The sequence below is a fragment of the Niveispirillum fermenti genome (genome assembly GCF_052474395.1).
Genome location: NZ_CP156681.1, coordinates 853,089 through 872,231, shown reverse-complemented (window position 1 = coordinate 872,231; position 19,143 = coordinate 853,089). Strand labels below are relative to the sequence as shown.

The following is a 19,143-nucleotide window of genomic DNA, read 5'->3' as shown; positions in this document are numbered from 1 at the left end:
ACCGGTAAGGAAACGATGCGCCAGGCGCCTGCCAGCCCATTCCACCCGCCCTTGTCCTGTCCCGGCCCCTGCCCGCCGCCGCCGTCAGGCCGCCTTCTTCACCCAGGCCTGCACCTGTTCGCCCAGCACATCCAGCGGCACCGCCCCCGTGCGCAGCACCACCTCGTGGAAGCCACGAAGGTCGAACTTGGCGCCCAGCGCCTTGCGGGCCTGATCGCGCAGGTCCAGCACGCGCAGCATGCCGACATAATAGCTGGTGGCCTGCCCCGGATTGACGATGTAGCGATCGACCTCCCGGATCACCTGGTCGCGGTTCAGCGGCGTGTTGGCCACGAAATAATCGATGGCCTGTCCACGGGTCCAGCGCTTGGCATGGATGCCGCTATCCACCACCAGGCGCACGGCGCGCCAGATTTGCGTCGTCAGCCGGCCAAAATCGGCATAGGGGTCCTGATAGAAGCCGAACTCCTTCGGCAGGCGCTCGGCATACAGGCCCCAGCCCTCGATATAGGCGCCGAAGAACGAATAACGGCGGAATTCCGGCACATCGCCCAGTTCCTGGGAAATGGCGATCTGCATGTGATGGCCGGGTATCGCCTCGTGATAGACGATGGCGTCGGCCTGCCATTTGGCCATTTCACGCATATCGGCCAGGTTGGCATAGAAGATGCCGGGACGCGAGCCGTCGGGTGCGGGGGAATTGTAGAAGGCCGGCGGGGCCGACCTTTCACGATAGGGCTCCACCCGCTTCACGATGACGGGCGCCTTGGGCTTGGTGATGAACCATTCGTCCAGCCGCTTGGCATAATCGGCAATCACCTGCTCGCAATGCGCCAGATAGGCGGCGCGGCCCGCATCATCATTGCTGAAATAGAATTGCGGATCGGTACGCAGATGCTCGAAGAACTGCGCCAGGGTGCCCTTGAACCCGACCTTCTGCATGATGCCATGCATGTCCTTCTGCAGAAGGTCGACATGCTCCAGGCCAAGCTGGTGTATTTCCGCAGGCGTCATGCGGGTCGTGGTCGAACGGGCCACGCAATATTGATAATAGGCCTCCCCGTCCGGCAATTTCCAAACGCCGTCATCATCCGTGGCCCGGGCCTCCAGCTTGGCCACGGCGGCGTCCAGCGCCTCATAGGCCGGCTTGACCTTGCCGGTCAGAATGGAAGCCGCTTCCGACACCAGCCGGGCCTTTTCCGCCTCGGGGATGGACAGGGCAGCGATCTTCTTCTTGAAATCGGCGTAAAGCGCGCTGTCCGGCCCCTGGTCGAAGGGAGCGCCGGTAATGACGGCCCGGATATCCCGGCGCATCTTGGCCAGGGAAAATTTCGGCGGGATGATGCCCCTGGCGGCGCTGTCCTCCCCGCGGTCGATATTCTGGCGGATGACGCGGGCAATGGCATTCAGGCGGGCCAGATAGGCCTGGGCGTCGGACAGATCGGCCACGGCATGCTGGTTGGCCAGAAAACTGGGCAGCCCGGTATGCCGGCCGTAAAGATGGTTCAGCGGATAATCATGCGCACGCCAGCGATGATCCTCGATGGCCTGCTCGCACCGCGCCTCGAACAGGCGGAAATTGAGCTGTTCGGCCGGGGGCAGCACCGCCGGGTCCCAGCCGGCGCGCAAACGGGACAGGGCCTGCTTCGTCCGTTCCGCCTCGGCATCGGCGAACCCGTCGCTGTCATCATCCAGCCGGTCGTAATTGGTCTTGCGGCCGCGGGCCGTCTGGGCCTGTGGGGACAGCGACAATTCCGCCTCATACACCTCCGCGAAGAAGGCATGCAGCGCCGCCACGTCGCCGGGCGATTTCGGCACGGCCGCATCGGTCAGCGCCAGCGGCCCCGGCGGCAGCAGAACCTGGGTCCAGGCGGGGCGGGACAAGGCCGTCAGTGAAATGGCGGCGGTGCCGGCCAGAAGCCGGCGGCGGGAAAGGGTGAGCATGATGGATTGCCTTTTTATCCGGTTATTGTCGCGCGCAGTGGGGTTCCCCCCTTGCCTCCCCCCCACGCCAGCCTGTCCGGTCGGGCGGCCCCGGGGGATCAATCTCAACCTTCAAACGGAAAAGGGGCCGGGCGATGTCACCGCCGGCCCCCGCCCCCTGCCCCTCACCGCGTGGCGGCGTAGCGGGCTTCCATCGCGTCCCACAGGGTGGCTTCGATGGCGGAACCGTCCAGCCGGTTGATCTCCTGGATACCTGTCGGGCTTGTGACGTTGATTTCCGTCAGATAGTCACCGATCACGTCGATGCCGACGAACAGCAGCCCCTGCTGGCGAAGCGTCGGGCCGATCGCCTCGCAGATCTCCTGCTCGCGTCGGGTCAGCGCGGTCTTGCCGGCACTGCCGCCGGCATGGAAATTGGCCCGTGCCTCCCCGTCCTGGGGGATGCGGGACACGGCACCCGCCGGCTTGCCATCCACCAGGATGATCCGCTTGTCGCCCTTGCGGATCTCCGGCAGGTATTTCTGGACGATCACCGGCTCACGGTAAAGCTGGGTGAAGGTCTCCAGCAGGGCGCCCAGATTCTCGTCATCGGGTTTCACGTGAAACACACCGGCCCCGCCATTGCCGTAAAGCGGCTTGACGATGATATCCTTCCATTCCGCCCGCGCGGCCAGCACCTCGTCACGGGATGAGGTGATGACGGTGGGCGGCATCAGGTCGGGAAAATGCGTGACGAACAGCTTTTCCGGCGCGTTGCGCACCGATGCCGGGTCGTTCACGACCAGCGTCTCGGGATGGATATGCTCCAGCAGATGCGTGGCCGTGATGTAGGCCATGTCGAAGGGCGGGTCCTGGCGCATCAGCACCATGTCCATATTGGACAGGTCCACCGTCTCTGCCGCACCCATGACATGATGGTTGCCACGCTCGCGCTGCACCTTCATGGGCCGGATGCGGGCGAACAGCCGGTTGCCGCGCAAAGCCAGGTCGCGCGGGTGGTAATGCCACAATTCATGGCCACGGCGCTGGGCCTCCAGCGCCATCATGAACGTGCTGTCGGTATCGATATTGATGGACTCGATCGGGTCCATCTGGATGGCGACCTTGAGGGTCATGGGGTCATCTCCGGCACGGGAAGGGGCGGACAGAATGGTATGAACAAGACATGGGGGCCGCACCCGCAGCGACGCCATGCGCGCCGTCACAGGCAAGGAGGTTCAATTCAGCCGGCTTCGCAACTGGCGCAGCAGCGCTTCGGTATTGTCCAGCAACCGGGCCGAGGCGCCCCGGTCGCGGCCCAGCCGCAGGAAATGCTCAAATGCCGCGATGCCGGCCGACAGATTGCCCAGATGCGCGTTCAGCAGGCCGGATTCCCGCCACAGCCCGATATGGTCCGGCGCGAACAGCAACATATCCTCCACCACAACCAGCGCCTTGCCGGGCTGGTCCGACGACAGGTGGCGGAGCTTCAGGTTGTTCTGCAGGCGCAAAAGCACTTCCCGGTTCGATACGGGTGCATAATGGTCGGGCGACAGTTCGGCTTCCAGCCCCTGGGACTGTTTCAGCAGGTCGCGCAGTTCGTGCGGTTCACGAGGCAGCATGCCATGGAACGGGTCCAGTATCTGCCGCCCGCCGCCATGGTCCAGCCGGATCAGAAAATGACCGGGAAAGTTCAGCCCCATCACAGTCCAGCCATTGGCCCGGGCCGCCACCATGGCCAGGATGCCCAGTGCCACGGGCAGGCCGCGGCGGCGGTCGATCACCCGGATCAGGTTGGCGTTCTGCAGGTCGGTATAGGTCTCGCTGTCGCCGGCATAGCCATGGGTTCCGGCCAGCACCTGTTCAAGCGCCGCCACCTTGCCCGCCAGGGACGGCAGATCGGGGCCCGATGCGACGGCACGGCCCAATTCCTCGCCCAGGGCCAGCAGATGGCGGCGATAGGCGGAAAGGTCGGCGACGGGGTGATCCAACAGGGCCAGCGCCAGGGCGACTTCACCCAGGTCGATCTGCTCATCCGCGATCCGGCCCGCATGGCGCAGGATCTCCAGGGCCTGTTGGCGTGACGTCACTGGCGGAACATGCTCATCCGATGGAGTAACCGCGTCTCCCATAGCGCAGCCGGGCCGGCAGTGTCGAGCAGAAGCATCAACCGGCCGGTTCCGTATTTCGGTAAAGGCGGATCAGACCCGGCGTCGCCATCTGTTGCGGCGGTGGGAAATTGCCCGTAAAAACTGCGTCGGGCCGATATATGGTTACCAAAACATTAATACCCCTTCTTAACATTGCCCCTGTGACCGGATACGATCGGCCCGGCAATCACGGCACAATCAGGCAGCGGAACGTCCCATGGTCAGCAAAGCCGTCATCGATACCGGCAATTCCCGTATCCGCCAGACGCCGAAAAGCATCGCCACACACCAGCGTATCATCGAGGCGGCAATCCGTTGCTTCCTGGAAATCGGCTATCACCGCACCACCACGTCGGAGATTGCCAAGCAGGCGCGGGTGACGCGCGGGGCGGTGCAATATTACTTCCCCACCACGCCAGAGGTGCTGCGCGCCACGGTGGACCATATCGTCCAGCATTTTCTGGATGATTTCCTGTCCCACACGGCCTCTTCCATCCATGAGGGGGGGGAGGGCCTGGACCAGGGGATCGACGCGCTGTGGAACGCGGCGCACAGCCCGCTATGGACCGTGTGGAAGGAACTGGAGGCTGCGGCCCGCACCGATGCCGAGCTTTCGGCCATCATGACGCCTGTCAAGGCCCGGTTCGCCGACCAGTGGGAAGAGATGGCCAAGGATCATTACGGCAGCTTCCTGGCCGCCGACCCCGTCAAGTTCGAGATGGGGCGTCACCTGACCTGGCAGTTCCTGCAGGCCATGGCCGGTAACCGGTTCGGGGAGGAGGACGAGGCGCTGAAGGCACGCATCCTGCCGGAATTCAAGCGCCTGATCCGCCATTACTGGGGCATTGCCGGCTGATCCTGGCCGATGGCTGCGGCGGGTCCGTGCGGTCATCGCAGGGAAAGGAACTTCAGCCCGCCGACACCGGCCAGGATCAACCCGACGCATGCCAGCCGTGCGGGGTCCGTCCCCTCCCCGTACAGGCGGATGCCGGCAATGACGCTGCCCACCGTGCCGATCCCGGTCCAGATGGCATAGGCGGTGCCCAGCGGCAGGCTGCGCATGGACAGCGACAGCAGCCACAGGCTGACCAGCATGAAGCCGATCGTCAGCAAGATGGGAAGCGGGCGGGTGAAACCCTGTGTGCCCTTCAGGGAGATGGCAAACGCGACCTCGAACAGGCCGGCGGTGAAAAGATAGACCCAGGCCATGGGAACCCCCATCACGCGCAGGGCCGTCCCCGCCTGTTCACCCGTTTCCGGGTGGTAAACCGTCCGGGGTCGTCCCCGACGGGCGCCGGCAGGCGTGCCGACGCACAGGGAAATGGCACCGGCAGGCAGGCCGTTCAACCACCCCGGACGGCATGGCATCCATGCCACCCCGCCAGACCAGCGGGCCACGTGATAAAAACTGTTTTGACAGAAAGACTTACTTGCGCACTTTCCTCGTGTTGGGCAATCTGGAAGCGTTGAATGAAGGCGGCCATGGGACCAGGCTTTCACCCCATCGCAAAACGTTATGGCGAAACGTTGGGGACGGCCGGTAACCGCCAACAGGCGCCGCCATCCCAAGGGGGACCCAAGGGGGGACAGACAGGCATGACCAAGTCGGAACTGATCCAGCGGCTGGCCGAACGCAATCCGCATCTTTACCAGCGCGATGTCGAAAAGATCGTCACCACGATCTTCGATGAGATAACCGAGGCGCTGGCCCGGGGCGACCGGGTCGAATTGCGCGGCTTCGGGGCTTTTTCCGTCAAGCAGCGTGATGCCCGCACCGGCCGCAACCCCCGCACCGGCGAAAGCGTGGAAGTGGATGAGAAGGTCATCCCCTTCTTCAAGACCGGCAAGCAGCTCCGCGAACGGCTGAATACCGACGAATGACACCGGCGGCACGGGGTCGGCGGCATGGGGTTTCCCTCTGCCATCCCTGCCATGATGCCGCCCCCCGGCGATCTCCGACGATCACCGGGTCAGGGACCTGTCACCCTGTTCGGGTCCTCCATGCTCGGGTAGGCAGCGGATCATACCATCGGCCAGAATATCTGACCGATGGTATGGCGGCGCCGGCGATCGAGGATGGCGATCAAAGCCAACAAGCGCTGACCGCCGCAAAACGGTATGCGTGGCCGACGATCACTCATTCATGCCGACAGTATCAGATGATCTCGCACACATCCTCGAAATCGAACCGGGGGCTGCGCGCAAACAGGGCGGCCGGGTCGCCATAGCCCAGATTGCACAGGAAATTGATCTTGTACCGGCCATCGGGGAAGAATTCCGCATTCACCAGTTCGGGATTGAAGCCCGACATGGGGCCACAATCCAGGCCCACGGCACGCGCCGCCAGAATGAAATAGCCGGCCTGCAGGGTGGCATTGCGGAAGGCGGTTTCCTGGGCGACGGCCGGGGCCGCGAACCAGGGGCGCGCATCGGTATGCGGAAACAGCCGCGGCAGATGGTCGGCAAACCGGCTGTCATAGGCCAGCAGCGCGGTGACGGGGGCCGCCATGGTCTTGTCCAGGTTGCCTGCGGACAGGGCCGGACGCAGCCTTTCCTTCGCCGCGGGCGTGGTCAGGAACACAGTGCGCAGCGGACTGCAATTGGCACTGGTTGGCCCCCACCTGACCAGATCGTGGATCTGCCGCAGCAGATCCGGATCGACCGGCCGGTCGGTGAAACCATTATGGGTGCGGGCGGCGCGGAATAGCTGATCCAGCGCCGCGTCTTCCAGCATATGCGTCATGACAGGTCCTTTCATGATCCCGGAACATGCCCGTGATATCGGGCCCTGCAACCGGGAACAAGTGGCAAGACCTTCACCGGCGCATGGATGCCGGCACCACCCCTTCATTGCGCGGAGCGGAAACCGTGGCGAGGGCAGGCTGCGGCCCGTCGCCGGCGGGCAAGGGCCCCAGCACCTCTTCCATCAGATCGGCGCTCAACATGGCCGCATCGAAATCCGACAGGCTGTTGACACGGATCAGGGACCGGATGGTGCGGACATAATCCTCCCCCCGTTCCGAATAGGCGGTCAGCGCCGTGGCCAGCATCAGGCCGCTGATCGGCTTTTCCTGGGCCCGCAGGCTGGCGCGCATCTGCCGGAACTGGGCATAGGCGCGGTGGGTGTTGAGATTATGGACATAGCTGTCGACGCTCCCCTTCGGGGCATCGAACGCCCGGAACCGGTGGGTCTCGCCGGGCTGGCGATTGCGGGGAACGATGCCGGCATGTTCGGTGTTCCAGGTAAGCTGACCGAACAGGGCATTGCCCCGCTGCGCGAAGCGGGAGGTGCCCCAGCCGCTTTCCTCTGCCGCCTGGGCCAGGGCCAGGGACGCCGGAATGACATCCACCCGCTGAAGAAGGCCCTTGATGTTGATTTCCGCACTGGGCTTCATGCCATAGTGTTCCGCCAGATCGGCCAGCCAGAGCCGGTCATGGGGGGCCAGCGCCTCCCCCGACTGCCGCACGGCAAGCAACCGTTCCAGACGGTGGCGATCCTGCTCGATCCGCTCGTTCGCCATCAAGATCAGCGGCAGCAGCGTCTTCACGAACAGTGCCTTGCGATCCTGTGTGCTTTCCAGGGTCGTGATGCCGGTGGGCAGGTCGGTCAGGACCAGGCGCGGCACGGTCATCTCCCCGCTGCGCACGGCATCGATCCGGTATTCCCGGGCATGGAAAAGGTCCAGCGTGGAACGCGCATCCAGCTTGAAATCCGGATCATGGCGAACGCTGGTGGCGATCTGGACCTTGAAGCCCGGATCAGGCCGCAGAACCGGCAACATGAATTCCCGTACCGCTCCACCAACCGACCAGCTCGACGCCGACAGGAAGATGGTGGAAGGCAGAATGGCAACCAGAAGCAGGAACAGGGCCGAAACGCCCCATATGCGGGCAGCCGTACCCCGGGGGCTGTCAAAGCCCTCGCTCGCGTCTGTCAGCATTTAAGTTTCAACCCCTTACAGTCCAAGCCGAAAGGACCTCCCGCGCTGCCATCCGTTGGGCGCGCGTCCAGTCCATTTTGCCGGAGCAAACTCCGCACTTTGGCCCTATGGCCCGTAATGGGGCCGGCCCTAAAGCGTCAGAGGCAACAAGCCCGGAACCGCCCCTTCCTGGGGTATCCTTTGTCCGGGCTTCATGCCGGCGGGGTCCATTCACCCCTGGGGGTACGCCCCCCGGCACTGCATCTGCCGGTCCATTGCGTCCAAATTTTGGCACCGTCAACGGACCGGAGGCGGACATTACCGGATTTGCTGTACCTCGACAACCTCCGGAATGTAATAGCGGAGCATGTTTTCTATGCCGGCCTTCAAAGTGGCCGTGCTGCTGGGGCAACCGGCACATGCCCCCTTCATGGCCAGATAGACCACGCCCTTGTCAAAACCATGGAACGTGATGTCGCCGCCATCCTGGGCAACGGCCGGCCGCACCTTGGCGTCCAGCAGTTCCTTGATCTGGGCGACGATCTCGTCGTCATCCTCGTTGATGGCGTTGTCGTCGGCCTGTTCGGACAGCAATACGGGCTTGCCCGTCGCGAAATGCTCCATGATGGCGCCCAGGATGCCGGGCTTCATCACATACCAATCGCGGCTTTCGTCCTTGGTCACGGTGATGAAATCACCGGCCAGGAAAACGCGCCGTACCCCTTCCACCGCAAACAGCCGGTCGGCAAGGGGGGAACGGGCCGCCGCATCGGCAGCATCGGTGAAGTCGGCCGTCCCGGTTCCCAGCACGTCACGGCCCGGCAGGAACTTCAGCGTGGCCGGGTTCGGGGTCTCTTCGGTCTGGATGAACATGGTCGATTATCCTGATCATGCCGTCGTCAGCATCGGCGACCCCGAAGGTGGGACCGTTCACCGGCATAATCAAGCGCCGACAGCGTGCTGCATGGCAGCCACCGCCATGCGTCGGTGGGGACAATGGTCCTGGCCGGCCGGACAGAACCGCTGGCCGAAACCCGCGCAGATGCCCGGTCTGCCAGCCAGCGCCTGACGGATCAGCGGGGCCAGATCAGCCCCGTCCAGGTCCGTCTCCGTCTCCAGCGACAGCGATATGACCCCCGCACGACCGGCCCGCTCCTGCCAGCCGGGCAGGAAATCGGCCCAGGCGGGACGCAGCAGGGGGCGGGGCGTGACGGGCAGGATGGCCAGGCCGGCCGCACGCACACCCCGCAGCACATGGTCAATGGCGGGCAACCCGCCGCCGGTGAAGCCCGGCACCGGCAGGTGGGTGGCCAGGACCTGCGCCGCCGGCAGGTTCAGCAGGCGGGCCAGTTCATCGGCCAGGCGCCGCATCTGCCAGCCCAGCGGATCATCCTTTGCCCGCCCCATGCCCGGTGCCACCAGCATCAGCATGGCCCGGCCCGCCGGATCGGCCGTGGCCAGGGCTCGTGCTGCCCGGTCCGCCAGGCGCCGCAGAAGGGCCGGATCGGTCGGATGACAACACAGGATGCTGGCCGGGGCCATCAGCCCGGCCTGGCGGGCCGCCTGTTGCCAAGCATCGATGGCGAGACCGTTCAAGCCCCCGCTGAACAGGGATGATGGCGGTACCACGATGATGCGGTCGGGCTGAAAAAGGGCGACATCATGGGCGATGGCCACCGCTGAAGGCGGTGCGAACAGGCTGGCTGCGAAGATGCGCAGCGCCCCCTCCTCCCACAAGGCGCCTTCCAGGGCCGTGGCCATCGGATCGTCAGCATCCTGTGCATCACCGACCGGATAATGCCGGGCCAGGTGGCGGGCCCGGATGGCCTGAAGGGCGCGGACCGGGGGTGATGCAAGGGGTGATGGCGGCCGCACACGCCGCGCCGCCATCAGGGCCATGAAATAGGCCTGAACCTGATCCTGCCCGGCAGGCTGGCCTGGCTGCACCAGCACGATGGCAATGCGATCACGCCTGACAGAAAGGGCCATCGGCAGAACAGGACAAAGGGTTGTTGCAGATCAGCCCCTTGTCGCAGCCCGCCAATCCCGGATCAACCCGGCCAAACGGGATACGTTTTCCGGTGGCGTTTCCTTGATGATGCCATGACCCAGATTGAAGATGAACGGACCCTTGCCCAGTGTCTCCAGCAGGGAGAGAACCGCCCTGTCCATGGCCTCGCCGCCGGCGATCAGCAGGACGGGATCCAGGTTGCCCTGCACGGCCACCCTGCCCTGCAGGTTGGTCGCGGCCCAGGCCGCAGGCACGCCCGGGTCCAGGGACACGCCGTCGATGCCGGCCTGATCGACGTAGGATTGGAGGTTCAGGCCGGCCAGACGCGGGAAGCCGATGACGGGTATGCCCGGATGCCGTTCCTTCAGTGCCGCTGTGATGCGCCGCGTGGGGGCGACCACGAAGCGCTGGAAATCATCGGCGGACAGTACCCCGGCCCAACTGTCGAAAAGCTGGACCAGTTCGGCGCCGGCCTTGATCTGCATGGACAGGTATTCGATGGTCGCCGTGACCAGGATGTCGATCAGACGGTCGAAGCCAGCCGGGTCGGTATAGGCGAAGCGCTTCACATGCGCATATTCCTTGGACCCTGCACCTTCCACCATGTAGCAGGCCACGGTCCATGGCGATCCGGCGAACCCGATCAGGGCCGTCCGGTCGTCCAGGGCGGCCCGGATGCGTGACACGGTTTCATAAACAGGTGCCGCCCGGCCGTGCAGGCTGTCCAGATCAAGCTTCGTCAGGCCCTGCTGATCGCGGATGGCATCAAGCTGGGGCCCTTCCCCTTCCGCGAACCGCAGCCCCTGGCCCAGGGCCCAGGGCACGATCAGGATGTCGGAAAACAGGATGGCTGCGTCCATGCCATAGCGACGCAATGGCTGCAGCGTCACCTCGCAGGCCAGTTCCGGGTTCATGCACAGGTCCAGGAAGCCTCCGGCCCTGGCCCGCACTTCCCTGTATTCGGGAAGATAGCGGCCTGCCTGCCGCATCAGCCAGAAGGGCGGGGTCTCCTGAGCGTGACCGGCAAGGGCTGCCAGCATCTTCTTCGGCGAGGGGGAAGTGGTAAGCGTCATGGCGAGAACCTGGATATCAAGGGAACCGGACGGGTCCGGACTTTATCCCATGCCCTTCCTTAACTCTTACTTTTTTTGAATAAAGGATTGGTGGTGTAGTAGAGCCTGTGGATAACGGGAATTCAGTTTTGTCCGCATGTTTTTCCACATCTTCCGGATTTTCGGCGGCATGTGGAAAAAACATGTGGACAAATGTCCGGGCAACAGGCTGAAAGGCCTGGATTTCCGCGGGTTCTGGCGATGGTTGCGAGATGGGGAAAAAATTCGTCCCACTTCCGATTCGTCCTTGATTCCCAGATGGACCCCCGCAACTAATCCCCTGACTGCAAACCGGCCTGACAAACTGCGCGCTTGCCAGGGATGGAATGGGCCGGTTACCCATCATCGGGTCGTTTGCGCACATTCCTCCCCCAGATATCCCCAGGAGCGGTCCCCAGGATGTATCCAGGCAGTTCCTTCGATCCCCCGCCTTCCCGTCCGCCGACGCCGAAGAGCTTTCACCTGCATCTCGTGTCCGATGCCACGGGCGAGACGATCAACTCTGTCGCGCGCGCCTGCGTCAGCCAGTTCGATCAGGTCGACCCGATCGAGCATTTCTGGAACCTTGTCCGCACCGAACGGCAGTTGGATATGGTGCTGGAGGGCATCCGGGAAAATCCCGGGCTCGTCATGTACACGCTGGTGAACGAGAAGCTGCGCCGCAAATTGCAGGAGACCTGCCGCGAACTGGCGGTGCCCAGCATTTCGGTGCTGGACCCGCTGATCAACGCGCTGGGCACCTATCTCGGCCTGCAGAGCCAGAGCAAGCCGGGCCGGCAACATGCCCTGACCGCGGAATATTTCGGCCGCATCGATGCCATGGATTTCGCGCTCAACCATGATGACGGGCAGAGCGCCTGGGGATTGCATGATGCCGATGTGATCCTGGTCGGGGTCAGCCGCACGTCCAAGACGCCGACCTGCATCTATCTGGCCAATCGCGGCATCAAGGCGGCGAACATCCCTTATGTACCGGGATGCCCCCTGCCCCCCGAACTGGACCAGTTGACCCGGCCCCTGATCGTGGGCCTGTCCAAGGACCCGGAGCGGCTGGTGCAGATCCGCCGCAACCGGCTGAAACTGCTGAACCAGGGCGACAACACATCCTATACCGACCCTGAAAAGGTGCGGGAGGAATTGCTGGAGGCACGCCGCCTGTTCACCCGCAAGGGCTGGGCCGTCATCGACGTGTCGCGCCGGTCGATCGAGGAAACGGCGGCAGAGGTGCTGATGCTGCTGGCCCGCCGCCGCCCGCATGTCGTGCCCGTCGGCCTGCCCCCGGTGCAGGGGGGCGGCTGATGCCTTCGTTCCTGACGACGGAACCCGTCATCCTGGCATCGGCCAGCGCGTCCCGCCGCCGCATGCTGGAAGCCGCAGGCGTGGAGGTGCATGCCGAGGCCGCCCGTGTGGATGAGGAGGAAATGAAGCTGTCCGGCAAGGCCGCCGGCATGACCCCGCCGGAGGTGGCGGAAGCGCTGGCCGATCTGAAGGCATCGAAGCTGGCCCGCAAATACGTTGCCGGCTATGTGGTCGGAGGCGACCAGATGCTGGAATGCGACGGCCGCTGGTTCGACAAGCCGGCCGACCGCGCCGATGCCGCCAGCCATCTGCGGCTGCTGTCCGGCCGGACCCATACGCTTTATTCGGCGGTGGTGGTTTTCCACAATGGTGCCCGCGTCTGGCACCATATCGATCACGCCACGCTGACCATGCGCACCCTTACGGATGCCTTCATCGAACGATACCTGGATGCGGCCGGGGATGCCGTGCTGTCCTGCGCCGGCGCCTATCAGGTGGAAGGGCTGGGCGCACAGCTTTTCAATCGCGTCCGGGGCGACCATTTCACCATCCAGGGCCTGCCCCTGCTGCCGTTGCTGGATTTCCTGCGCGTGCGGCATGTGTTGCCGGCCTGATCAGGGGATTACCATATGCTGACCGGCAAGGGTCTGATCGCAGGCGTCATGGGATGGCCTGTCGGCCATTCGCGCAGCCCCCTTCTGCATGGATACTGGCTGCGCCATTACGGGATCGATGGCGCTTATATCCCGCTGGCCACGCCGCCGGAGCGGGCGGAACAGGCCTTGCGCGCCCTGCCCGCCCTGGGCCTGCGCGGATGCAATGTCACGATCCCTTATAAGGAACTGGCCTTCCGCATCGTCGACCGGCTGGATCCGTGCGCCCGGCGCATCGGTGCCGTCAACACGGTGATCGTGGCCCCGGATGGAACGCTGGAAGGCCGCAATACGGACGGTTTCGGCTTCTGGGAGAATCTGGCGGCCAGTAGTCCCCCTGCCTGGTCCGTCACCCGGGGGCCTTCCGTCGTGCTGGGGGCCGGTGGTGCGGCCCGTGGTGTGGTTGTCGCCCTGCTGGATGCCGGGGCGCCGGAAATACGGTTGTTGAACCGCACACAGGCCCGTGCCGCGGAAATCGCGGCCGATCTGGGCGACCCGCGTATCCGGGTGGGTGACTGGAATGACCGGTCGCGCGCGTTGGACGGTGCCGTCCTGCTGGTGAACAGCACCAGCCAGGGCATGACCGGCTATCCGCCGCTGGAGATTGATCTGGCCGCCCTGCCCCCCGATGCCATTGTGACGGATATCGTCTATGTGCCCCTGGTCACCCCCCTGCTGCTGGCCGCACAGGCGCGGGGCAACCCGGTGGTGGACGGGTTGGGCATGTTGCTGCATCAGGCCCGGCCCGGCTTTCACGCCTGGTTCGGCACGGATCCGCAGGTGACGGACGATCTGCGCCGTTTCGTGCTGGATCCCCGATGATCATTCTGGGTCTGACCGGGTCGATCGGCATGGGAAAGTCCACGGCGGCAGCCATGCTGCGCCGGCTGGGCTGTCCCGTGCATGATGCCGATGCCGCCGTTCACCGCCTTTATGCGCGTGGCGGGGCGGCCGTGCCGCGCATTGCCGCCCTGTTTCCCCAGGCGATCAAGGATGGCGCGGTGGACCGTGTGGCCCTGTCGGCCGCCGTGCTGGGGCAACCGGCCGCATTGCGACGGCTGGAAGCCGCGGTCCATCCGCTGACACGGGCCGATGCCGATGCCTTCCTTAAACGCTGTGCCCGCCGGCGCGTGCCGCTGGTGGTCATGGATATCCCGCTTCTGTACGAAACGGGGGGGGAACGGCGGGTCGACGCGGTGGCTGTGGTCAGTGCGCCCGGCTTTGTCCAACGTGCCCGTGTCCTGGCCCGGCCCGGCATGGATCCGGTCAAGCTGGCCAATATCCTGTCACGTCAGGTGCCAGACCGCATCAAGCGCCGGCGGGCCGATTTCGTGGTTCCCACCGGCCTGGGCCGGCGCTTGACCTTGCTGCGCCTGGCCCGCATCGTGGCGGCGTTGAAGCGGCGTCGGGGCCGTGTCTGGTCCCCGCACCGTCCCTGGCCCGGCAGTCGCGGGCATGCCCCCCAACGGAAGGCCTGACCCTATGCGCGAGATCGTGCTGGATACGGAAACAACCGGCATCGATGCCCTGAACGGGGATCGGGTTGTTGAAATCGGCTGTGTGGAACTGTTCAACCATGTGGCCACGGGCAACCACTATCACACCTATCTGAACCCGGAACGCGACATGCCGGCGGAGGCTGAAGCCGTGCATGGCTTGTCGGCGACATTTCTGGCCGACAAGCCGCTCTTCGCCGCCGTCGCGGGTGATTTCCTGGAATTCATCCAGGACAGCCAGCTTGTCATCCACAATGCTTCCTTTGATATCGGCTTCCTGAACGCCGAGCTGGCGCGCCTGGGCATGCGCAAGCTGGGCAACCCGGTGGTCGATACGGTGAAGATCGCCCGCAAGCGCTTTCCGGGCGCGCCGGCCAGCCTTGACGCACTGTGCCGGCGCTTCAACATAGACAATTCCAACCGCACCCTGCATGGCGCCCTGCTGGACAGCCAGTTGCTGGCAGAGGTTTATCTGGAGCTTATGGGGGGCCGGCAGCCTGATCTGGTGCTGGCCAATAATCCGGCCCTGACCCAGCCCATGCTGGATACGCCTGCCGTGACTGCGGCCCGCCCGGTTCGTCCGGCCCGGCCGCACGCCCCCTCGGCCGAGGAGGTGGCGGCGCACGAGGCCTTCGTGAAAGGTATCAAGAACGCACTCTGGAATGCCGGTTGAGGAATGCGGTCGAGCGATGTTTCACGTGAAACATCGCTCGACCGCTCAGGGCAGAAGGATGGTGGCCCCCGTCGTGCCACGGGATTCCAACGCGCGGTGGGCGGCTGCGGCATCCCGCAGGGCGAAGCGCTGGTTGATATTCACCTTCACCTTGCCGTCGCGCACCATGACGAAAAGTTCCTCGGCCATGGCCAGCAACTCTTCCCGTGTGCCGGCATAATGCTGCACGGAAGGGCGGGTCAGGTACAGGCCGCCCTTCCGGTTCAGCAGACCGATATCGAAGGGCGGAACCGCCCCGCTGGCATTGCCGAAGCTGACCATCAATCCGCGCCGGCGCAGGCAGTCCAGGGACAGGTCAAACGTGTCCTTTCCCACCCCGTCATAGACGACATCCACCCCCTGCCCGTCCGTGATTTCCCTGACCCGGTCCACGACATCTTCACCCCGGTAGATGATCACGTGGTGGCAGCCATGGGCGCGGGCCAGTTCCGCCTTCTCTGCGGTGCCGACCGTGCCGATCACCGTGGCGCCAAGGACATTGGCCCATTGGCTGGCCAGCAGACCGACACCGCCGGCTGCGGCGTGGATCAGGATTCTGTCACCGGGCTGGACGCGGTGGGTCTGTCGCAGCAGATATTGCGCGGTCAGCCCCTGCAGCAGCATGGCGGCCGCCAGTTCATCCTCGATCCAGTCGGGCAACCGGATCAGCTTGTCGGCGGGAATCAGGCGCCGCTCGGCATAGGCACCAAGGGGTGACTGTCCATAGCCGACGCGGTCCCCGGGGGCGATATCCGTGACATCCTCGCCCACCGCCTCCACGATCCCGGCGCCTTCCATGCCGGGCACAAGCGGCAGCGGAGCCGGATAAAGACCGGTGCGGTAATAGACATCGATGAAATTGAGCCCGATGGCCGTATGACGGATCAGGGCCTCCCCGGGGCCCGGTGGGCCGACAATGACGGGCTCCCAGCCCAGAACGTCCGGGCCGCCGTGCTGCCGGATCACAATGGCATTGGTCATGGCATATCCTGAAAAAAAGGGCGGACCATCGGTCCGCCCCAGCGATCAGCAGCCGGATCAGGCCAGATGCTTCTTGAAGAACTCTGCCGTGCGCGTGTGGGCCAGGCTGGCATCCTCTTCATGATAATGCTGGCCGCCGATGCGGGTGAAGGCATGATCCCGTTCAGGATAGACATGCACTTCCACCAGGAAGTTGCCGGCGACGGCTTCCTTGATCACTGTCTGCGCCTCCTGCGGGACGAACCCGTCCTTGCCGGCGATATGCATCAGCAGCGGCTTGGTGATGGCGGGCACCTCCGCAATATCCTTGTCGATACCCACCCCGTAATAGGAGACGGAGGCATCGACATCGGTGCGGGTGGCCATCAGATAGGCCAGCTTGCCACCCAGGCAGAAACCGACACAGCCGACCTTGCCCGTCACACCCGGATATTTGCGCAGGTGGGCGAGCGTGGTGGCCAGATCTTCCACCCCTTTCACCTCGTTGAAGCCCTGATAGAGCTCGAACGCCTTCTTCCATTCGGCTTCGGTCTGGTCGGTAATCTGGATACCCGGTTCCTGCCGCCAGAACAGGTCGGGTGCGATGGCGAAATAGCCGTCCGCCGCCAGCTTGTCGCAGATGGCGCGGACATTGGCATTCACACCGAAGATTTCCTGGATGACCACCACGCCGGGGCCACTGCCGCTGGCCGGGGTCGCCAGATAGGCGCTGAAGGAGCCGTCATCGCTTTGGATCGAAAGGTCGGTCATGGACATATCCTTCTGCAAAAGACCTGCATGAAATGAAAGGCACTTTATCCGTCCAACAGGGCGGCAAGGTCTGTGGCCCGCGTCACGGGGGCCGAACAATGCTGTTCCTGACAAAGATAAGCGGTGGGACGGTTTTCAACCATTGTTTTACCTGCGGCAGGATGCTGCGGGGAAGAAAAAACCCTACCATCTGTATGGTGGATGAGGATCAGGTTGGGACGGGACCGTTTCTGCACTTCCTGCTTCAACGCTTCCGTGTCGGAATGGTTCATGTGACCAATAATAATAACAGTCTGCCCATGCAGGATCTGGTCGATGCCGTTCAGAAAACCGGCCAGGGGGAAGAAGTTGCGGCCGACCTCTCCGGCAAAGGCCGTGATCAGGGCATCGGCGCGCTGGCGCCAGAGATCATCGCCCGTGATCAGCCATAGCCGGCCGAACAGCCCGACCAGTGTGCCATTGCCGGCAGGCACGGCATTGTCATGTGTATGGCGTGGCCGGCGGATCAGATCATCGGCATCTGCGGCCGTGGTGAAATAGCCACCATCGGTCTCATCCCTGAAATACTCCTCCACCTTCTCCAGCCAGGTGATGACCCGGGTCAGATATTCCGGCCGGCCCGTCACTTCATGCAGGGTAAGGGCGGCGCGGGCCATGTTGGCATGATCCTCCAATGTGCCGCGGTGCCGGGCTTGCCCGTCGCGCCATCCATGCCACAGGCGCCCGTCGGTGGTGGTCATCGCGTCCACCACGAAGTCAAAGGCCTGTGCTGCCGATTGCAGCCATTCCGGCCTGTCGAACAGGGTCGCGGCGCGGGCCATGGCGTGGATCATCAAGCCGTTCCAATCGGCCAGCACCTTGTCATCCCAGCCGGGGCGCACCCGTCCGGCCCGGGCTGCCAGCAGGATATGCCGGCACCGGGCCAGTCTTCCTTCCGTTTCAGGATCGGCCAGCCCGTCCTCCCGCATCCGGTTGAGGATCGTATGCCCTTCCCAGTTCCCGTCCGCCGTCACGCCATAGATATGGCAGAACAGGTCGGCGTCATCGGCCGGCAGCAGGCGACGGATTTCACTTTCGTTCCAGACATAGAAGCGGCCTTCCTCTCCTTCGCTGTCGGCGTCCAGCGATGCGGCGAAACCGCCGCCCTCGGCCACCATTTCCCGGCGCACCCATTCCACCGTTTCGTGGATGCGCGCCGCAAGCAGCGGATCGCGCCCGTCCTGCCAGACGCTCAGCATCAGATCGACCAACTGGGCATTGTCGTAGAGCATCTTCTCGAAATGCGGGACCAGCCATTCCGCATCAACGGAATACCGGGCAAAGCCGCCGCCGAGATGATCGTAGATGCCGCCATTGGCCATGCGGATCAGGCTTTTCCGAACCGCTTCGGCATGATCGGCCCGCCCTGTGCGCCGGTGGGCGCGCCATAGCAGTTCAAGAATGCCGGGCTGTGGAAATTTCGGCGCCCCGCCGATGCCGCCCCATACCGGATCGATCTCCTGTACGAGCCGATCCGCCACCTGGTCCAGCGTATCGGCACGGATCGCATCACCTGGCTGCCCCGCCGCCAGATTGTCCATGGCCCGAGCCAGGGCCTGGACGTTGCGCCCGACCTTTTCGGGCTCGTCGGCATAAGTCTGGGCGACGGTGCGCAGCACCTCCGGAAAGCCCGGCCGGCCCCACCGCCGTTCGGGGGGGAAATAGGTGCCGCCCCAGAAGGGGTGACCGTCGGGTGTCAGGAACATGGTCAGCGGCCAGCCCCCCTGCTGACCCAGCAGGGCCAGTGCCTGCTGATAGATATGATCCAGGTCGGGGCGTTCCTCCCGATCGACCTTGATATTCACAAACAGCCCGTTCATCAGCCGTGCAATGGCTGGATTCTCGAAACTTTCATGTGCCATGACATGGCACCAGTGGCATGCGGCATAGCCGACGGACAGCAGGATGGGCTTGCCCTCCCGCCGGGCCTTCTCCAATGCCTCCGATCCCCAGCCCATCCAGTCTACGGGATTGTCCATGTGCTGGCGCAGATAGGGGCTGGTTTCAAGATGCAGTCGGTTGCCGGCACCGCGTTGGGTATCGGAATGGGGCGTTGCCATGGGTCATCCTCTGGCTGGACCGGGCCATCATGGTGTC

At 64.3% G+C, this 19,143-nt stretch carries 19 protein-coding genes; 7 read left to right on the top strand and 12 right to left on the bottom strand.

The window, feature by feature from the left end; translation table 11 throughout:
* Nucleotides 1-84 precede the first annotated feature (84 nt).
* The 3 genes from ABC728_RS15495 to ABC728_RS15485 all read right to left on the bottom strand — a co-directional run bounded on the left by ABC728_RS15495 (nt 85) and on the right by ABC728_RS15485 (nt 4,013).
* A complete protein-coding gene (locus tag ABC728_RS15495; RefSeq protein ID WP_416620980.1) occupies nt 85-1,944 on the bottom strand; it encodes a DUF885 domain-containing protein in 1,860 nt (619 codons plus the stop codon).
* 164 nt (nt 1,945-2,108) lie between these two features.
* Complete coding sequence (gene gshB / locus ABC728_RS15490; RefSeq protein ID WP_416620979.1) at nt 2,109-3,059, bottom strand: glutathione synthase; 951 nt, start codon at nt 3,057-3,059, stop codon at nt 2,109-2,111.
* 102 nt (nt 3,060-3,161) lie between these two features.
* On the bottom strand, nt 3,162-4,013 hold the full coding sequence (locus ABC728_RS15485) for a SirB1 family protein (protein WP_416620978.1): 852 nt from the start codon (nt 4,011-4,013) through the stop codon (nt 3,162-3,164).
* A 277-nt stretch (nt 4,014-4,290) separates the two neighbouring features.
* Between ABC728_RS15485 and ABC728_RS15480 the strand changes: the two genes are divergently transcribed.
* Nucleotides 4,291-4,929: a TetR/AcrR family transcriptional regulator gene (locus ABC728_RS15480; RefSeq protein WP_416620977.1), complete on the top strand. Its 639-nt coding sequence runs from the start codon at nt 4,291-4,293 to the stop codon at nt 4,927-4,929.
* A gap of 32 nt (nt 4,930-4,961) precedes the next feature.
* Here the strand turns inward: ABC728_RS15480 and ABC728_RS15475 are convergent, their stop codons facing one another.
* Entirely contained in the window at nt 4,962-5,441 is a 480-nt protein-coding gene (locus ABC728_RS15475) for a DMT family transporter (protein WP_445376598.1), read from the bottom strand.
* A gap of 228 nt (nt 5,442-5,669) precedes the next feature.
* Here ABC728_RS15475 and ihfB point away from each other — a divergent pair, with 228 nt between their 5' ends.
* Entirely contained in the window at nt 5,670-5,954 is a 285-nt protein-coding gene (gene ihfB, locus ABC728_RS15470) for an integration host factor subunit beta (RefSeq protein WP_416620976.1), read from the top strand.
* A 274-nt stretch (nt 5,955-6,228) separates the two neighbouring features.
* Here ihfB and ABC728_RS15465 read toward each other — a convergent pair whose 3' ends face one another.
* The 5 genes from ABC728_RS15465 to hemE form a co-directional block, all read right to left on the bottom strand.
* Nucleotides 6,229-6,816, bottom strand: coding sequence for a malonic semialdehyde reductase (locus ABC728_RS15465; RefSeq protein WP_416620975.1), 588 nt, complete (start codon nt 6,814-6,816; stop codon nt 6,229-6,231).
* Between the two features lie 73 nt (nt 6,817-6,889).
* Nucleotides 6,890-8,014: a glucosaminidase domain-containing protein gene (locus tag ABC728_RS15460; protein ID WP_416620974.1), complete on the bottom strand. Its 1,125-nt coding sequence runs from the start codon at nt 8,012-8,014 to the stop codon at nt 6,890-6,892.
* A 297-nt stretch (nt 8,015-8,311) separates the two neighbouring features.
* Nucleotides 8,312-8,866 carry a NifU family protein gene (locus ABC728_RS15455; protein ID WP_416620973.1) on the bottom strand — a complete coding sequence of 185 codons (555 nt, stop codon included), beginning with the start codon at nt 8,864-8,866 and terminating at the stop codon, nt 8,312-8,314.
* Between the two features lie 69 nt (nt 8,867-8,935).
* On the bottom strand, nt 8,936-9,982 hold the full coding sequence (locus ABC728_RS15450; RefSeq protein WP_416620972.1) for a ferrochelatase: 1,047 nt from the start codon (nt 9,980-9,982) through the stop codon (nt 8,936-8,938).
* A gap of 30 nt (nt 9,983-10,012) precedes the next feature.
* Nucleotides 10,013-11,077: a uroporphyrinogen decarboxylase gene (hemE, locus tag ABC728_RS15445; protein ID WP_416620971.1), complete on the bottom strand. Its 1,065-nt coding sequence runs from the start codon at nt 11,075-11,077 to the stop codon at nt 10,013-10,015.
* 438 nt (nt 11,078-11,515) lie between these two features.
* Here hemE and ABC728_RS15440 point away from each other — a divergent pair, with 438 nt between their 5' ends.
* Genes ABC728_RS15440 through dnaQ form a run of 5 tightly spaced genes read left to right on the top strand, consistent with a single transcriptional unit; the run spans nt 11,516 to nt 15,237 of the window.
* On the top strand, nt 11,516-12,415 hold the full coding sequence (locus tag ABC728_RS15440) for a pyruvate, water dikinase regulatory protein (RefSeq protein WP_416620970.1): 900 nt from the start codon (nt 11,516-11,518) through the stop codon (nt 12,413-12,415).
* A complete protein-coding gene (locus ABC728_RS15435; RefSeq protein ID WP_416620969.1) occupies nt 12,415-13,029 on the top strand; it encodes a Maf family protein in 615 nt (204 codons plus the stop codon). Before ABC728_RS15440 ends, ABC728_RS15435 begins: the two co-directional genes overlap by 1 nt.
* A gap of 15 nt (nt 13,030-13,044) precedes the next feature.
* A complete protein-coding gene (locus ABC728_RS15430; RefSeq protein ID WP_416620968.1) occupies nt 13,045-13,890 on the top strand; it encodes a shikimate dehydrogenase in 846 nt (281 codons plus the stop codon).
* Entirely contained in the window at nt 13,887-14,546 is a 660-nt protein-coding gene (gene coaE, locus ABC728_RS15425) for a dephospho-CoA kinase (protein WP_416620967.1), read from the top strand. The genes ABC728_RS15430 and coaE overlap by 4 nt, the downstream gene beginning before the upstream one ends.
* A 4-nt stretch (nt 14,547-14,550) precedes the next feature.
* Entirely contained in the window at nt 14,551-15,237 is a 687-nt protein-coding gene (gene dnaQ / locus ABC728_RS15420) for a DNA polymerase III subunit epsilon (RefSeq protein WP_416620966.1), read from the top strand.
* 45 nt (nt 15,238-15,282) lie between these two features.
* Here dnaQ and ABC728_RS15415 read toward each other — a convergent pair whose 3' ends face one another.
* The 3 genes from ABC728_RS15415 to ABC728_RS15405 are packed head-to-tail and all read right to left on the bottom strand — an operon-like array spanning nt 15,283 to nt 19,106.
* Nucleotides 15,283-16,257, bottom strand: coding sequence for a quinone oxidoreductase family protein (locus ABC728_RS15415; RefSeq protein ID WP_416620965.1), 975 nt, complete (start codon nt 16,255-16,257; stop codon nt 15,283-15,285).
* A 57-nt stretch (nt 16,258-16,314) separates the two neighbouring features.
* On the bottom strand, nt 16,315-17,007 hold the full coding sequence (locus tag ABC728_RS15410; protein WP_416620964.1) for a dienelactone hydrolase family protein: 693 nt from the start codon (nt 17,005-17,007) through the stop codon (nt 16,315-16,317).
* Between the two features lie 44 nt (nt 17,008-17,051).
* Complete coding sequence (locus ABC728_RS15405; protein WP_416620963.1) at nt 17,052-19,106, bottom strand: thioredoxin domain-containing protein; 2,055 nt, start codon at nt 19,104-19,106, stop codon at nt 17,052-17,054.
* Nucleotides 19,107-19,143: the final 37 nt, after the last annotated feature.

Excerpts from the sequence above, each read along its gene's own strand:
- ABC728_RS15495 (WP_416620980.1), bottom strand. The coding sequence starts at position 1,944 with ATGCTCACCCTTTCCCGCCGCCGGCTTCTGGCCGGCACCGCCGCCATT.
- gshB (WP_416620979.1), bottom strand. The coding sequence starts at position 3,059 with ATGACCCTCAAGGTCGCCATCCAGATGGACCCGATCGAGTCCATCAAT.
- ABC728_RS15480 (WP_416620977.1), top strand. The coding sequence starts at position 4,291 with ATGGTCAGCAAAGCCGTCATCGATACCGGCAATTCCCGTATCCGCCAG.
- ABC728_RS15475 (WP_445376598.1), bottom strand. The coding sequence starts at position 5,441 with ATGCCATGCCGTCCGGGGTGGTTGAACGGCCTGCCTGCCGGTGCCATT.
- ihfB (WP_416620976.1), top strand. The coding sequence starts at position 5,670 with ATGACCAAGTCGGAACTGATCCAGCGGCTGGCCGAACGCAATCCGCAT.
- ABC728_RS15465 (WP_416620975.1), bottom strand. The coding sequence starts at position 6,816 with ATGACGCATATGCTGGAAGACGCGGCGCTGGATCAGCTATTCCGCGCC.
- ABC728_RS15460 (WP_416620974.1), bottom strand. The coding sequence starts at position 8,014 with ATGCTGACAGACGCGAGCGAGGGCTTTGACAGCCCCCGGGGTACGGCT.
- ABC728_RS15455 (WP_416620973.1), bottom strand. The coding sequence starts at position 8,866 with ATGTTCATCCAGACCGAAGAGACCCCGAACCCGGCCACGCTGAAGTTC.
- ABC728_RS15450 (WP_416620972.1), bottom strand. The coding sequence starts at position 9,982 with ATGGCCCTTTCTGTCAGGCGTGATCGCATTGCCATCGTGCTGGTGCAG.
- hemE (WP_416620971.1), bottom strand. The coding sequence starts at position 11,077 with ATGACGCTTACCACTTCCCCCTCGCCGAAGAAGATGCTGGCAGCCCTT.
- ABC728_RS15440 (WP_416620970.1), top strand. The coding sequence starts at position 11,516 with ATGTATCCAGGCAGTTCCTTCGATCCCCCGCCTTCCCGTCCGCCGACG.
- ABC728_RS15435 (WP_416620969.1), top strand. The coding sequence starts at position 12,415 with ATGCCTTCGTTCCTGACGACGGAACCCGTCATCCTGGCATCGGCCAGC.
- ABC728_RS15430 (WP_416620968.1), top strand. The coding sequence starts at position 13,045 with ATGCTGACCGGCAAGGGTCTGATCGCAGGCGTCATGGGATGGCCTGTC.
- coaE (WP_416620967.1), top strand. The coding sequence starts at position 13,887 with ATGATCATTCTGGGTCTGACCGGGTCGATCGGCATGGGAAAGTCCACG.
- dnaQ (WP_416620966.1), top strand. The coding sequence starts at position 14,551 with ATGCGCGAGATCGTGCTGGATACGGAAACAACCGGCATCGATGCCCTG.
- ABC728_RS15415 (WP_416620965.1), bottom strand. The coding sequence starts at position 16,257 with ATGACCAATGCCATTGTGATCCGGCAGCACGGCGGCCCGGACGTTCTG.
- ABC728_RS15410 (WP_416620964.1), bottom strand. The coding sequence starts at position 17,007 with ATGACCGACCTTTCGATCCAAAGCGATGACGGCTCCTTCAGCGCCTAT.
- ABC728_RS15405 (WP_416620963.1), bottom strand. The coding sequence starts at position 19,106 with ATGGCAACGCCCCATTCCGATACCCAACGCGGTGCCGGCAACCGACTG.